This is a genomic window from Streptomyces sp. NPDC007907, assembly GCF_042959365.1.
In the GTDB taxonomy this organism is placed as follows: Bacteria; Actinomycetota; Actinomycetes; order Streptomycetales; family Streptomycetaceae; genus Streptomyces; species Streptomyces indiaensis.
Window position 1 is genome coordinate 203,324 of sequence record NZ_JBIBKR010000008.1, and the last position, 13,814, is coordinate 217,137.

Annotated in this window: 14 protein-coding genes; 11 read left to right on the top strand and 3 right to left on the bottom strand. The window is 70.6% G+C overall.

Going from position 1 to position 13,814, the window contains the following annotated elements:
* The first annotated feature begins 33 nt into the window (after nt 1-33).
* The 10 genes from ACFZDI_RS30475 (at nt 34) to ACFZDI_RS30520 (ending at nt 9,248) form a co-directional block, all read left to right on the top strand.
* Entirely contained in the window at nt 34-1,731 is a 1,698-nt protein-coding gene (locus tag ACFZDI_RS30475; protein WP_234846402.1) for a nitrite/sulfite reductase, read from the top strand.
* Entirely contained in the window at nt 1,728-1,916 is a 189-nt protein-coding gene (locus ACFZDI_RS30480) for a hypothetical protein (RefSeq protein WP_031133932.1), read from the top strand. The genes ACFZDI_RS30475 and ACFZDI_RS30480 overlap by 4 nt, the downstream gene beginning before the upstream one ends.
* A complete protein-coding gene (locus ACFZDI_RS30485) occupies nt 1,913-2,623 on the top strand; it encodes a phosphoadenylyl-sulfate reductase (protein WP_234846403.1) in 711 nt (236 codons plus the stop codon). Before ACFZDI_RS30480 ends, ACFZDI_RS30485 begins: the two co-directional genes overlap by 4 nt.
* A 23-nt stretch (nt 2,624-2,646) precedes the next feature.
* Nucleotides 2,647-3,183, top strand: coding sequence for an adenylyl-sulfate kinase (cysC, locus tag ACFZDI_RS30490; protein ID WP_234846404.1), 537 nt, complete (start codon nt 2,647-2,649; stop codon nt 3,181-3,183).
* The gene (gene cysD, locus ACFZDI_RS30495) at nt 3,180-4,118 is read left to right on the top strand and encodes a sulfate adenylyltransferase subunit CysD (RefSeq protein WP_234846405.1); all 939 of its coding nucleotides are present in this window, start codon (nt 3,180-3,182) and stop codon (nt 4,116-4,118) included. The genes cysC and cysD overlap by 4 nt, the downstream gene beginning before the upstream one ends.
* A gap of 2 nt (nt 4,119-4,120) precedes the next feature.
* Nucleotides 4,121-5,455, top strand: coding sequence for a GTP-binding protein (locus ACFZDI_RS30500; protein ID WP_391254834.1), 1,335 nt, complete (start codon nt 4,121-4,123; stop codon nt 5,453-5,455).
* A gap of 223 nt (nt 5,456-5,678) precedes the next feature.
* On the top strand, nt 5,679-6,782 hold the full coding sequence (locus ACFZDI_RS30505; RefSeq protein WP_391254838.1) for an aliphatic sulfonate ABC transporter substrate-binding protein: 1,104 nt from the start codon (nt 5,679-5,681) through the stop codon (nt 6,780-6,782).
* Nucleotides 6,783-6,830: 48 nt separating this feature from the next.
* Nucleotides 6,831-7,619, top strand: coding sequence for an ABC transporter ATP-binding protein (locus ACFZDI_RS30510; RefSeq protein WP_234846409.1), 789 nt, complete (start codon nt 6,831-6,833; stop codon nt 7,617-7,619).
* Nucleotides 7,606-8,502 carry an ABC transporter permease gene (locus ACFZDI_RS30515; RefSeq protein WP_234846410.1) on the top strand — a complete coding sequence of 299 codons (897 nt, stop codon included), beginning with the start codon at nt 7,606-7,608 and terminating at the stop codon, nt 8,500-8,502. The genes ACFZDI_RS30510 and ACFZDI_RS30515 overlap by 14 nt, the downstream gene beginning before the upstream one ends.
* Before the next feature lie 5 nt (nt 8,503-8,507).
* Entirely contained in the window at nt 8,508-9,248 is a 741-nt protein-coding gene (locus ACFZDI_RS30520; protein WP_234846411.1) for a sirohydrochlorin chelatase, read from the top strand.
* A gap of 21 nt (nt 9,249-9,269) precedes the next feature.
* Here ACFZDI_RS30520 and ACFZDI_RS30525 read toward each other — a convergent pair whose 3' ends face one another.
* The 3 genes from ACFZDI_RS30525 to ACFZDI_RS30535 form a co-directional block, all read right to left on the bottom strand.
* Nucleotides 9,270-10,097, bottom strand: coding sequence for a GvpL/GvpF family gas vesicle protein (locus tag ACFZDI_RS30525; RefSeq protein ID WP_234846412.1), 828 nt, complete (start codon nt 10,095-10,097; stop codon nt 9,270-9,272).
* 118 nt (nt 10,098-10,215) lie between these two features.
* Nucleotides 10,216-10,590, bottom strand: coding sequence for a DUF4440 domain-containing protein (locus tag ACFZDI_RS30530; RefSeq protein ID WP_234846413.1), 375 nt, complete (start codon nt 10,588-10,590; stop codon nt 10,216-10,218).
* Entirely contained in the window at nt 10,583-11,131 is a 549-nt protein-coding gene (locus ACFZDI_RS30535) for a DUF1697 domain-containing protein (protein WP_234846414.1), read from the bottom strand. The genes ACFZDI_RS30530 and ACFZDI_RS30535 overlap by 8 nt, the downstream gene beginning before the upstream one ends.
* 338 nt (nt 11,132-11,469) lie before the next feature.
* Here ACFZDI_RS30535 and ACFZDI_RS30540 point away from each other — a divergent pair, with 338 nt between their 5' ends.
* A complete protein-coding gene (locus ACFZDI_RS30540; RefSeq protein ID WP_391254844.1) occupies nt 11,470-13,728 on the top strand; it encodes an MMPL family transporter in 2,259 nt (752 codons plus the stop codon).
* Nucleotides 13,729-13,814 lie beyond the last annotated feature (86 nt).

The window sequence follows — 13,814 nt, forward strand, 5'->3', positions numbered from 1 at the left end:
GCATTCTCGCCTGTCCCGAAGGACGTATCAACCATGGCCGCCACCCCGCAGAACCCTGCTGCCGCGACTCCCCGCCGCAAGGTGAGCCGTCACCGCGGTGAGGGTCAGTGGGCCGTGGGGCACCACACCCCGCTGAACGGCAACGAGCAGTTCAAGAAGGACGACGACGGTCTCAATGTGCGGACACGCATTGAGACGATCTACTCCAAGCGGGGCTTCGACTCCATCGACCCCAACGACCTGCGCGGCCGCATGCGCTGGTGGGGTCTGTACACCCAGCGCAAGCCCGGCATCGACGGCGGCAAGACGGCCGTCCTGGAGCCGGAGGAGCTGGACGACGAGTACTTCATGCTGCGTGTCCGGATCGACGGCGGGGCCCTGACCACGCGGCAGCTGCGGGTCATCGGCGAGGTCTCGCAGGAGTTCGCGCGCGGCACCGCCGACATCACGGACCGGCAGAACGTCCAGTACCACTGGATCCGGATCGAGGACGTGCCCGAGATCTGGAACCGGCTGGAGGGCGTGGGCCTGTCGACGGTCACCGCCTGCGGTGACACCCCGCGTGTGATGATCGGCTCGCCGGTGGCAGGCATCGCCGAGGACGAGATCATCGACGCGACCCCGGCCCTGGAGGAGATGAAGCGCCGCGTCCTGAACAACCCGGCGTACTCGAACCTCCCCCGGAAGTTCAAGACGGCCATCTCGGGTTCGCCGCTGCTGGACGTGGTCCACGAGATCAACGACGTCGCGTTCGTCGGCGTCGAGCACCCCGAGCACGGCCCGGGCTTCGACGTGTGGGTCGGCGGCGGCCTGTCCACCAATCCCAAGCTGGGCGTGCGGCTCGGCACCTGGGTGTCGATCGACGACGTTCCGGACGTCTACGAGGGCGTCATCTCGATCTTCCGCGACTACGGCTACCGCCGGCTGCGCAACCGCGCCCGCCTGAAGTTCCTCGTCGCCGACTGGGGCGCGGAGAAGTTCCGGCAGGTCCTGGAGGACGAGTACCTGAAGCGCAAGCTGACCGACGGCCCGGCCCCCGAGCAGCCGTCCCAGCAGTGGCGCGACCACATCGGTGTGCACCGGCAGAAGGACGGCCGCTTCTACGTCGGTTTCGCCCCGCGTGTGGGACGCGTCGACGGCGCGACGCTCACGAAGATCGCCGACCTCGCCGAGGCCCACGGCTCGGGCCGGGTGCGCACCACCGTCGAGCAGAAGATGATCGTCCTCGATGTCGAGGAGGACAAGGTCGACTCGCTCGTCGAGGCCCTGGAGGCCCTCGACCTGACCGCCCGGCCCTCCTCGTTCCGGCGCGGCACCATGGCCTGCACCGGCATCGAGTTCTGCAAGCTGGCCATCGTCGAGACCAAGCAGCGCGGTGCGCAGCTGATCGACGAACTGGAGCGCCGCCTGCCGCACTTCGACGAGCCGCTCACCATCAACCTCAACGGCTGCCCGAACGCCTGCGCCCGTATCCAGGTGGCGGACATCGGTCTCAAGGGCCAGCTCATGCTCAACGACCAGGGCGAGCAGGTCGAGGGCTACCAGGTGCACCTGGGCGGCGCGCTGGGCCTGGAGGCCGGTTTCGGCCGCAAGGTGCGCGGTCTGAAGGTCACCTCCGACGAACTGCCGGACTACATCGAGCGCGTCCTGAAGCGGTTCCAGGCCGAACGCGAGGACGGCGAGCGATTCGCCGCCTGGGCGGCCCGGGCCGGCGAGGAGGCGCTGTCGTGAGCGAGCGCGCGGCACCGTTCTACTGCCCTTACTGCGGCGACGAGGACCTGCGTCCGAGCGAGGCCGCCGAGGGCAGGCACGGCGCGTGGGAATGCGCGGCGTGCAGCCGGGCCTTCTCGCTGAAGTTCCTCGGGCTGCTGGCCCAGGGACTGAAGCGATCCGATTCCGGAGGGGCACAGATATGACGACGGCTCAGCAAGAGCGCACCGCCGAGGACCTGAAGAAGCTCGCCGAGCAGGCGGGCCGCGACCTGGAGGACGCCTCCGCGCTGGAGATCCTCACGTGGGCGGCCGAGACGTTCGGCAAGCGCTTCTGCGTCACCTCGTCGATGGAGGACGCGGTGGTCGCCCACCTCGCCTCCCGGGCGATGCCCGGCGTCGACGTGGTCTTCCTCGACACCGGCTACCACTTCGAGGAGACCATCGGCACCCGGGACGCGGTCGACGCCGTGATGGACGTCAACGTCATCACCCTGACCCCGCGCCGGACGGTCGCCGAGCAGGACGCCGAGTACGGCCCCAAGCTGCACGACCGCAACCCCGACCTGTGCTGCAAGCTGCGCAAGGTGCAGCCGCTGGAAGAGGGCCTGAAGGACTACCAGGCCTGGGCGACCGGGCTGCGCCGCGACGAGTCCCCGACCCGGGCGAACACCCCGGTGGTCGGCTGGGACGAGAAGCGGCAGAAGGTCAAGATCTCCCCCATCGCCCGCTGGACCCAGGACGACGTGGACGCCTACGTCACCGAACACGGGGTGCTCACCAACCCGCTGCTGATGGACGGCTACGCCTCCGTCGGCTGCGCCCCCTGCACCCGCCGGGTCCTTCAGGGCGAGGACGCGCGCGCCGGCCGCTGGGCGGGCCGCAGCAAGACGGAGTGCGGGCTGCACGGATGACGACGACGATTCAGGAGAGTGACGTGACGACCGGAGCCACCGTCTGGCTCACGGGTCTGCCGAGCGCCGGCAAGACCACGATCGCCCACGAACTGGCCGGCCGCCTCCGCGGGGAGGGCCACCGGGTCGAGGTGCTCGACGGCGACGAGATCCGCGAGTTCATCTCGGCGGGCCTCGGCTTCAGCCGCGAGGACCGGCACACCAACGTGCAGCGCATCGGCTTCGTCGCCGAACTGCTCGCACGCAACGGCGTGCTGGCCCTCGTCCCGGTCATCGCGCCGTACCAGGACAGCCGCGAGGCGGTGCGCAAGCGCCACCAGGCGAACGGCACCGCGTACGTCGAGGTGCACGTGGCCACGCCGGTCGAGGTGTGCAGCGAGCGTGACGTGAAGGGCCTGTACGCCAAGCAGGCCGCGGGCGAGCTCACGGGGCTCACCGGCGTCGACGACCCGTACGAGGCGCCCGAGGCGCCCGACCTGCGCATCGAGTCGCAGAACCAGACCGTGCAGGAGTCCGCGGCGTCCGTGTACGCCCTGCTCAGCGAAAGGGGACTGGCATGACGACGACCGTCGCCACCGTTTCCGAGGGGACCGAAAGCCCGTACGCGCTCTCCCACCTCGACGCCCTCGAGTCCGAGGCGGTGCACATCTTCCGCGAGGTGGCGGGCGAGTTCGAGCGGCCGGTGATCCTGTTCTCCGGCGGCAAGGACTCCATCGTCATGCTGCACCTGGCGCTGAAGGCCTTCCGGCCGGCGGCGGTGCCGTTCTCGCTGCTGCACGTGGACACCGGGCACAACTTCCCGGAGGTCCTCGACTACCGCGACCGCACGGTGGCCAGGCACGGGCTGCGGCTGCACGTCGCCTCCGTGCAGGACTACATCGACCGCGGGGTCCTCAAGGAGCGCCCGGACGGCACCCGCAACCCGCTGCAGACGCTGCCGCTGACCGAGAAGATCCAGGCGGAGAAGTTCGACGCCGTCTTCGGCGGCGGCCGCCGCGACGAGGAGAAGGCCCGGGCCAAGGAGCGGGTGTTCTCCCTGCGCGACGAGTTCTCCCAGTGGGACCCGCGCCGGCAGCGCCCGGAGCTGTGGAACCTGTACAACGGCCGGCACGCGCCCGGCGAGCACGTCCGCGTCTTCCCGCTGTCCAACTGGACCGAGCTGGACGTGTGGCAGTACATCGCCCGCGAGGGCATCGAACTGCCGGAGATCTACTACGCGCACGAGCGTGAGGTGTTCTCCCGCGGCGGCATGTGGCTGACCGCCGGCGAGTGGGGCGGGCCGAAGGACGGCGAGACCGTCGAGAAGCGCCTGGTGCGCTACCGGACCGTGGGTGACATGTCCTGCACCGGCGCGGTGGACTCCGACGCCGACACCATCGAGAAGGTGATCGTGGAGATCGCCGCCTCCCGGCTCACCGAGCGCGGCGCCACTCGCGCCGACGACAAGATGTCCGAGGCCGCGATGGAAGACCGCAAGCGCGAGGGGTACTTCTAGAGATGAGCACGATCACCACCGAGGAACTCGCGGAGACGACCCTGCTGCGGTTCGCCACCGCCGGCTCCGTCGACGACGGCAAGTCCACCCTCGTCGGGCGGCTGCTGCACGACTCCAAGTCGGTCCTCACCGACCAGCTGGAGGCCGTGGAGCGGGTCTCCGCGAGCCGCGGCCAGGAGGCGCCGGATCTCGCGCTGCTCACCGACGGTCTGCGGGCCGAGCGGGAGCAGGGCATCACCATCGACGTGGCCTACCGCTACTTCGCCACGCCCCGGCGGCGGTTCATCCTGGCCGACACCCCCGGCCACGTGCAGTACACGCGGAACATGGTCACCGGTGCCTCGACCGCCGAGCTGACGGTGGTCCTGGTCGACGCCCGCAACGGCGTGGTCGAGCAGACCCGCCGGCACGCGGCCATCGCCGCCCTGCTGCGCGTGCCGCACGTGGTCCTCGCCGTCAACAAGATGGACCTCGTCGGCTACGAGGAGAAGGTGTTCGCCGGCATAGCCGAGGAGTTCACGGCGTACGCGACCGAGCTGGGCGTCCCCGAGGTCACCGCGATCCCGATCTCGGCGCTCGTCGGCGACAACGTGGTGGAGCCCTCCGCCACCATGGACTGGTACGGCGGCCCCACCGTGCTGGAGCACCTGGAGACGGTGCCGGTCAGCCACGACCTGAGCCACTGCCACGCGCGGCTGCCCGTGCAGTACGTGATCCGCCCCCAGGGCCCGGAGCACCCGGACTACCGGGGCTACGCCGGTCAGATCGCGGCGGGTTCCTTCCGCGTCGGCGAATCCGTCACGGTGCTGCCGTCGGGCCGCGCCTCGAAGATCTCCGGCATCGACCTGCTGGGCGAGCCGGTCGACGTGGCGTGGACGACGCAGTCGGTGACCCTCCTGCTGGAGGACGACATCGACATCTCGCGCGGCGACCTGATCGTGCCGAGCAAGGACGCGCCCGCGACCACGCAGGACATCGAGGCGACGGTCTGCCATGTCGCCGACGCCCCGCTGACGGTGGGCCACCGGGTGCTCCTCAAGCACGGCACCCGCACGGTCAAGGCGATCGTCAAGGACATCCCGTCCCGCCTCACGCTCGACGACCTGTCCCTGCACCCGCACCCGGGACAGCTCGTCGCCAACGACATCGGCCGGGTGAAGGTCCGTACCGCCGAGCCGCTGCCGGTCGACTCCTACGCCGACTCGCGCCGCACCGGCTCGTTCATCCTGATCGACCCGAACGACGGCCAGACCCTCACCGCCGGCATGGTCGGCGAGTCCTTCGCGGCCCCCGAGCCGGTCAAGGACGAGTCCGAGGACGACGGGTGGGACTTCTGACATGACCTCCCCCGACTTCTACTCCACGTTCGCCAAGGAGGGCGGCCGCGTCGGCAGCGGTGCTCTCGGCAGCGGGCAGGGCGGAGTGGCGCGATGTGTGCGCTGACGTACGCGCACTGCCTGCGCGCCCTCACCCCCCACCGCCGTAGACGAAAACCTGCCGACCTCCCGGCCACGACCTGAAAGACCGTGACCGCCGGGCCTGGCGAGAGGACCACCTCCCGTGCCTGCTTCATCCGCTCTTCGCCGCGGTTTCGCGGTCATCGCCGCACTTCCCCTGCTCACGCTGGCCGCCTGCGGCTACGGCTCCGAGGCCGAGGACGACGGCGCCGCCAAGGTCGCCGCCGGTGCCAAGAAGATCGAGGGTCTCGACACCGTCAAGATCGGCTACTTCGGCAACCTCACGCACGGCACCGCGCTGGTGGGCCTGCAGAAGGGCTTCTTCCAGAAGGCCCTGGGCGCCACCAAGGTCGAGCCGGCCGTCTTCAACGCCGGTCCCTCGGAGATCGAGGCGCTCAACTCCAAGTCCATCGACATCGGCTGGATCGGCCCGTCCCCGGCGATCAACGGCTACACCAAGTCCGCGGGCAAGAACCTGCGCATCATCGGCGGTTCGGCGTCCGGCGGCGTGAAGCTGGTGGTCAACCCGGACAAGGTCAAGTCGCTGAAGGACGTCAAGGGCAAGCGGATCGCCACTCCGCAGCTGGGCAACACGCAGGACGTGGCGTTCCTCAACTGGGCCGCGGACCAGGGCTGGAAGGTCGACCCGCAGAGCGGCAAGGGCGACGTCACGGTCGTCCGCAGCGACAACAAGGTCACCCCGGACGCCTTCAAGGCCGGGTCGATCGACGGCGCGTGGGTGCCGGAGCCGACCGCGTCGAAGCTGGTCGCCGAGGGCGGCAAGGTGCTGCTCGACGAGTCGACGCTGTGGCCGGACAAGAAGTTCGTGATCACGAACATCATCGTGCGGCAGGACTTCCTCAAGGAGCACCCGAAGGTCGTCGAAGCCGTGCTCAAGGGCTCGGTCGAGACCAACAAGTGGATCAACGCCAACCCGGACGCGGCGAAGGAAGCGGCGAACAAGCTGCTGGAGCAGGAAACCGGCAAGGCGCTGCCGGCCGACGTGCTGGACCCGGCGTGGAAGTCGATCCGGTTCACCGACGACCCGCTGGCCTCCACCCTCAACACCGAGGCGGAGCACGCGGTCAAGGCGGGACTGCTGGACAAGCCGAACCTGAAGGGCATCTACGACCTCGTTCCGCTGAACAAGGTCCTCAAGTCCGAGGGTGAGCCCGCCGTCGACGACGCCGGTCTCGGCGCGAAGTAAGCCCGCAACCGAAGCCGCATTGTGAAGAGTTCCCAGGAGGTGACGACCATGGCCACGACCCTCGCCAAGGCCGCCGACGGCACCGCGTCGCTCACGCACGCCGCCCGGATCCAGCACGTGTCGAAGTCGTATCCGGGACCCGCCGGGCAGCAGCTCGTCCTGGACGACATCACCCTCGATGTCGCGCCCGGAGAGTTCGTCACCCTCCTGGGGGCCTCGGGCTGCGGCAAATCCACCCTGCTCAACCTGGTGGCGGGCCTGGACCGGCCCTCCGCCGGCGAGATCGCCACGGACGGCCGCCCGGCGCTGATGTTCCAGGAGCACGCGCTGTTCCCGTGGCTGACCGCGGGCAAGAACATCGAACTCGCCCTGAAGCTGCGGGGCGTGCCGAAGGCCGAGCGCCGGGAGCGGGCCGGGGAACTGCTCGAACTGGTCCGGCTGAAGGGTGCGCACGGCAAGCGGGTGCACGAGCTGTCGGGCGGTATGCGTCAGCGGGTCGCGCTGGCGCGTGCGCTCGCGCAGGAGAGCAAGCTGCTGCTGATGGACGAGCCGTTCGCGGCGCTGGACGCCATCACGCGGGACGTGCTGCACGACGAGCTGACCCGCATCTGGCGCGAGACGCAGGTGTCCGTCCTGTTCGTCACGCACAACGTACGCGAGGCGGTCCGGCTCGCACAGCGTGTGGTGCTGCTGTCGTCCCGCCCCGGGCGGATCGCCCGGGAGTGGACCGTCGGCATCCCGCATCCGCGCCGTATCGAGGACACCGCCGTGGCGGAGCTGTCCGTCGAGATCACCGAAGAACTGCGTGGGGAGATCCGCCGTCATGGCCAGCACTGATTCGACGACCGTCGCCAAGGACGGCAACGATCTCGCCGGGCTGGAGGCGGGCCTCGACGCGTTGGAGACGCGGCAGACGGGCCGGACCCCGTTCCGGCAGACCTTCACCGAGAAGATCCTGCCGCCGGTCCTCGCCGTGGTCCTGGTGCTGGCGGTCTGGCAGGCGCTCGTCTCGTTCAAGGTCGTCGACGACCCGAGCAAGCTGCCCGCGCCCTCCGCGGTGTGGGACGTCGTCCAGACCGCGTGGCTCCAGGGCGAGCTGCTCGGCTACATCTGGACCAGCGTCTCGCGCGGTCTGCTCGGGTTCCTCTTCGCCCTGCTGATCGGCACGCCGCTGGGCCTGATCGTGGCCCGGGTGAAGTTCGTCCGCGCGGCGATCGGCCCGATCCTGTCGGGCCTGCAGTCCCTGCCGTCGGTCGCCTGGGTGCCGCCCGCGGTGATCTGGCTGGGCCTGAACAACTCGATGATGTACGCGGTGATCCTGCTCGGCGCGGTCCCCTCGATCGCCAACGGTCTGGTCTCCGGCGTCGACCAGGTGCCGCCGCTGTTCCTGCGGGCGGGCCGCACGCTCGGCGCGACGGGTCTGAAGGGCACCTGGCACATCGTCCTGCCCGCCGCCCTGCCCGGCTACGTGGCGGGCCTGAAGCAGGGCTGGGCCTTCTCCTGGCGTTCGCTGATGGCCGCCGAGATCATCGCGTCCTTCCCCGACCTGGGCGTGGGCCTCGGCCAGTTGCTGGAGAACGGCCGCAACGCCAGCGACATGGCCATGGTGTTCGAGGCCATCCTGCTGATCCTGATCGTCGGCATCGCCATCGACCTGCTGATCTTCAGTCCGCTGGAGCGGTGGGTGCTGCGCAGCCGCGGCCTGCTGGTGAAGAACTGACTCCCATGACGAACAAGCCCGTCCTCCTCGTCATCGCCCACGGCAGCCGCGACCCGCGGCACGCCGCGACGGTGCACGCCCTGGTACGCCGGGTGCGCGCGACGCGCCCCGACGTACGGGTGGAGACGGGCTTCCTGGACTTCAACGTCCCCTCGGTGCAGGGGGTCCTGGAGTCCCTGGCGGTGCAGGGCGTCCGGGACGTCGTCGCCCTGCCCCTCCTCCTCACCCGGGCGTTCCACGCGAAGGCGGACATCCCCGCGGTCCTCGCCGACGCGCCGCCGCAGCTGCGCATCCACCAGGCGGACGTCCTCGGCCCCTCCCCGCTGCTCATGGCGGCGCTGGAACGGCGCCTGTACGAGGCGGGCCTGACCCCCGCCGACAAGTCCTCGACCGGGGTCGTCCTGGCCTCGGCGGGGTCCACCGACCCGGAGGCGATCGCAGTGATCGCAGAAATCGCGCGGGAGTGGCGGCACACCGGCTGGTGCGCCGTGCGGCCTGCGTTCGCCTCCGCATCCCTCCCCCGCACCGAGGACGCCGTCCGCGAACTGCGCGCTCTCGGCTGCTCCCGGGTCGCCGTCGCCCCGTACGTCCTGGCCCCCGGCTTCCTCCCGGACCGCATCGCCCGCGGCGCGGCTCAGGCAGACGTGCTGGCGGACGTCCTGGGGGCGGCGCCGGAGGTGGCGCGGGTGGTGCTGGAGCGGTACGAGGCGGCCCGGATGCCACTGCCCGCGGCGGCGAGCGCCTGACTCAGCGGGGCGCGGTGCGCCTCACGCGGCCGGTTCCTCGTGGGGTTCCGGCTGGAGGGCGAAGGAGTACGGGGCCCAGGGGCCGCTGATCTCCACGCGGAGGCCGGGGACGCCTTCTGCGGTCGCGAGGATTCCGGTGCGGAAGGCCTGGACGCGGTCGGCCGGGACGAGGTAGGCGTCGTTGCCGATGTTGGTGCCGGGGGACGAGCCCGCCAGGCTGCCACGTTCGGGGGTGTGGGCGACGCGGCCCACGGCGAGCGTGCCGGCCGTGTCGGTGAGGCGGGCGGCGGCCTGCACGACCGTGTGCCAGGCCTCCTCGTTCCTGCGTTGTCTGCGGCGGCGGATGACCTGGTAGGCACGGCCGACCCCGAGGCCCGTGACCGGGTCCGGGGCGGGCTCCGTGACCGTGTCGGGCGGGGTGATGTCCGGGGCGGCGTAGATCTTGACGCCGAGTTCGACGTGGCCCGTGAGGCGGTCGAGCAGGGACAGGAAGTAGCCACGACGGGTGTCCAGGGCCTGGCGGGCGCGGTCCTCGTCGCGGTAGACGGTGGCCAGGCGCAGCGGCAGCACGGGGGCGCCGGAGGCGACCAGGGCGGCCACCACGGCGTGGTGGGAACGCACCGTGGACTCCAGCCAGTCCACGTCGTGGAGATGGGCCTGGAGGGGGATGTCGTCGTAGTCCCCGGGCGGGACGTGGCCGATGGCGAAGGCGAGCTGGGAGCCGGTGACCGCCGGGGCGACCAGATGGATCGCTTCTCCGGCGACGCCGCGCAGGTGGGCCGCGGCCGCCGCGGCTTCGGGGGTGCGGCGCAGGACCGCGTAGGCGTAGACGAGGTTCGTGTCACTCATGACTGCGGGCTCCTGTCGGTGACCGTGCGATTCCTCGCGAGACTCCGTTCTCGTGCCGTCCGTCCCTAGGTACGCAGGGGGCGTCGGTGGTGTTCATGTGAAGGCGCGCCGGTTCGGCCTAGGTGAGCCGCTCGCTGAACGGGGTCGCCTGGTGGAACCAGAGCAGCCAGCGGCCCTCCGTGCGCCGCCACAGCGAACTGCGGTGTGCGCGGCTGCCGTCGTACTCCGTGTCGTACGTGAGGTGGACGCAGTCCGGGGCGAGCTGGACGCCGCGCAGGGCGGAGACGGCCACGGGGCGGGCCCCCTGCTCGGTGGTGGCGGCCAGGGAGGCGATGATGGCGGCCCGGCCCCAGTGCCGGCCCGACGCGCCGAACTCGTGGAACTCGGGGTGGAGCAGCGCCCCGACCCGCTCGGGCGAGCAGCGGATCTCCGGGGTGAGCAGGGCGAGTTCGCCCTCCATCGCGGCCTCGACGGCGGGGTTGTGGTCAGGCACCCGTCATCTCCACGAGCTTGACGACGGTGTTCCAGTTGCGGGTCGTGGCGATCACGCCCTTGTTGACGCGTGGCTTCGCCAGGAGTTCGGCCAGCTTGGAGCGGCCCAGGCCGTTCGGGGCGTACAGGTACAGGGCCCGGTCGCCGAGGCGGAACTCCTCGGGGAGGCAGGCGTCCTGGTCGATCTCCGCGAAACGGTCGGGGGTGACGGGGGCGGAGAAGTAGGTGACGTGGAGCTGCTTGGGCTCCAGGTCGGCGGCCGGGAAGGGGCAGGCGTCGGCGATCGCCCTGAGGTAGGCGTGGTCGCGCACGATCACGTCGACGCCGAAGCCGAAGCGCTTCTCGAGGGCCTGCGCGATCTCGGCAGCCAGCGCGTCCTCGCCGCCGCGGCCGGAGGAGAACACGGCCTGGCCGCTCTGCAGATAGGTGCGGACGTCGTCGTGGCCGAGGTCCGTCAGGAGCGTGCGCAGGTCGGCCATGGGGATCTTCCTGCTGCCGCCCACGTTGATGCCGCGCAGCAGGGCCGCGTATGTCGTGGTCATCCGCACACGATAAGGCGGCCGTCGTGCCCCGTGGGGGTGGGCACGACGGCCGCTCCGGACAGCTGCCCGGCCCCGTAAATTACTCACCGGTCGTTGCGGGGCACAACCGTCTGCTCAGGATCCACACACCCAGGGAGCCCGAAATGTCGGGCGATAGGTGTAAGGGGCCACATCCCGCGGAGTCCTCCCCAGTGGGGAGAGGCGTCGCTCCATGGGGATGAGTTCCGGCCCCATCACTTCACCGGACAGCACGACGAGATGGCTTTATCCGGCCCATACCTTCGAAGCGGAAGGGGGCGGCAGGGGCCGTCGCCGCATCACGAGGGGGCAAGCCCGTCATGGGGAACGGAGACATACGGGTGCGGGGTCTCGCCGCCCGGGCCGGCGGCTGGAGCGCCCGGCACCGATGGGCTGCCGTCGGTATCTGGGTGCTGTTCGTCGTCCTGGCGATGGGGCTCGGTTCGGCGGCGGGCCGGGTCGACGTCAAGGACAGCGACCAGCTGAAGGGCGAGACGCACACCGCCGCGCGGATCATCGAGGACGCCGGGATCGACGAGCCGGCCAGTGAGACGGTGCTCATCCAGGCCAGGGGCGGTGATCTCAAGGCGACGGACGGAAAGTTCCGGGACGCCGTCGAGGCCGTCGTGCGAGCGGTCGAGGGGACCGGCCGGGTCAGCGAGGTGACCTCGCCGTACGACACGAAGACGATCTCGAAGGACGGCCGCAGCGCGCTCGTGCAGTTCGACGTGCGCGGTGAGCCGGACACCGCAGGCGAGCGGATCGAGCCGGTGCTGAAGGCCGTCGAGGGCGTCCAGCAGGACCACGAGGCGCTGCGGATCGAGGAGATCGGCGGCGCCAGCATGATGAAGACGTTCGACGACGCGTTCGGCGACGACTTCAAGAAGGCCGAGTACTCCGCGGTGCCCGTGGCGTTCGGCATCCTGCTCATCGCGTTCGGCGCGCTGGTCGCGGCGCTGCTGCCGGTGGCGCTGGCGATCACCGCGATCATGGCGACCATGGGTCTGATGGGCGTCGTCAGCCACTTCCAGCCGATGAGTGAGACGGCCAACTCCGTGATGCTGCTGGTCGGCATGGCGGTCGGTGTCGACTACTGCCTGTTCTACCTGCGCCGCGAGCGCGAGGAGCGCGAGGCCGGACGGGACGCGCAGACGGCCCTGCGGATCGCCGCGGCGACCAGTGGCCGGGCGATCGTGGTCTCGGGTGTCACGGTGTGCGTGGCCATGGCGGGCATGCTCTTCACGGGTCTCGCCGAGTTCGAGGCGATGGGCCTGGCCTCGCTGATGGTGGTGGCCGTGGCGATGGTGGGGTCCGTGACCGTGCTGCCCGCGCTGCTGTCGCTGCTGGGCGGGCGCGTCGAGAAGGGCCGCATTCCGTTCCTGCGGCGGCGCAGGCGGGGCGGCGGCAGCGGCGGTCAGGACAGCCGGTTCTGGACGGCGGTGCTGCGGCGGGTCCTCGCCAAGCCGGTGGTCGCCGTGGTCGTGGCGGCCGGTGCGCTGCTGGCCATCACGGCCCCCGCGCTCGGCATGAAGACCCAGCAACTGACCCTGGACCAGGAGTTCGGCGACTCGCTGCCGATCGTGCAGACGTACAACCGGCTCAACGACGCCTTCCCCGGGGGTTCCGAGCCCGCCGAGGTGATCGTCAGGGCGCGTGACATCAACGCGCCGGAGGTGAAGTCCGCGCTCGCCGACTTCCGTGACCGGGCGATCAGTTCGGGTGCCTCGCGCGGCCCGGTGGAGATCAAGCTGCACGACGCGCAGAACGTCGCCTTCGTCTACGTCCCGCTGATCGGCGGCTCCGACCTGGACAAGGCGGGCGCGAGCCTGGACAAGCTGCGCGACGAGGTGCGGCCGGCCACGCTGGGCAAGGTCGACGGGGTGGAGGCGCCGATCACCGGGCAGGTGGCCGGCTCCCAGGACTTCAACGACCAGTTGGCCGGCGCCGTGGTCCCGGTGTTCGCGTTCGTCGTGGTCTTCGCCTTCGCGCTGATGCTGCTGTCGTTCCGCTCCCTGACCATCGCGGTCACCTCGATCGTGCTGAACCTGCTGTCGGTGGGCGCCGCGTACGGCATTCTCGTCGCCGTCTTCCAGCACGGCTGGGGCGCGTCCCTGGTGGGCGCGGAGGGCGTCGGCGCGATCATCACCTGGCTGCCGCTGTTCCTCTTCGTGATCCTGTTCGGCCTGTCGATGGACTACCACGTGTTCGTGGTCTCCCGGATCCGTGAGGCGCGGCTGCGGGGCCTGACGACGAAGGACGCGATCCGGCACGGCGTGGTCACCACGGCGGGGGTGGTCACCAGCGCCGCGGTCATCATGGTCGCCGTGTTCGCGATCTTCGGGACGCTGTCCATGCAGTCCATGAAGCAGATGGGCGTCGGCCTGGCGGCCGCGGTGCTCATCGACGCGACGATCATCCGGGGCGTGCTGCTGCCGGCCGTGATGGCGCTGCTCGGCGAGCGCAACTGGTACCTGCCGAAGTGGCTGCACCGGCTGCCGGACCTCACGCACGACGAGACGCCGCAGGCGGTCGCAGGAGCGTCGGCGCGCGACGGTGAGGGCGAGCCCCTCAAGGTCTGATCCCCACCGCGCGAAAGGGCCCGTCGGTCACAGGGGAACCGACGGGCCCTTCCGTGTGCGTCACGCCCGGCAGGTGGCTCGGAACA

Bases quoted from the DNA above. Each gene is read 5' to 3' on its own strand.
- ACFZDI_RS30475 (WP_234846402.1), top strand. From the start codon at position 34: ATGGCCGCCACCCCGCAGAACCCTGCTGCCGCGACTCCCCGCCGCAAG.
- ACFZDI_RS30485 (WP_234846403.1), top strand. From the start codon at position 1,913: ATGACGACGGCTCAGCAAGAGCGCACCGCCGAGGACCTGAAGAAGCTC.
- cysD (WP_234846405.1), top strand. From the start codon at position 3,180: ATGACGACGACCGTCGCCACCGTTTCCGAGGGGACCGAAAGCCCGTAC.
- ACFZDI_RS30500 (WP_391254834.1), top strand. From the start codon at position 4,121: ATGAGCACGATCACCACCGAGGAACTCGCGGAGACGACCCTGCTGCGG.
- ACFZDI_RS30510 (WP_234846409.1), top strand. From the start codon at position 6,831: ATGGCCACGACCCTCGCCAAGGCCGCCGACGGCACCGCGTCGCTCACG.
- ACFZDI_RS30515 (WP_234846410.1), top strand. From the start codon at position 7,606: ATGGCCAGCACTGATTCGACGACCGTCGCCAAGGACGGCAACGATCTC.
- ACFZDI_RS30520 (WP_234846411.1), top strand. From the start codon at position 8,508: ATGACGAACAAGCCCGTCCTCCTCGTCATCGCCCACGGCAGCCGCGAC.
- ACFZDI_RS30525 (WP_234846412.1), bottom strand. From the start codon at position 10,097: ATGAGTGACACGAACCTCGTCTACGCCTACGCGGTCCTGCGCCGCACC.
- ACFZDI_RS30535 (WP_234846414.1), bottom strand. From the start codon at position 11,131: ATGACCACGACATACGCGGCCCTGCTGCGCGGCATCAACGTGGGCGGC.
- ACFZDI_RS30540 (WP_391254844.1), top strand. From the start codon at position 11,470: ATGGGGAACGGAGACATACGGGTGCGGGGTCTCGCCGCCCGGGCCGGC.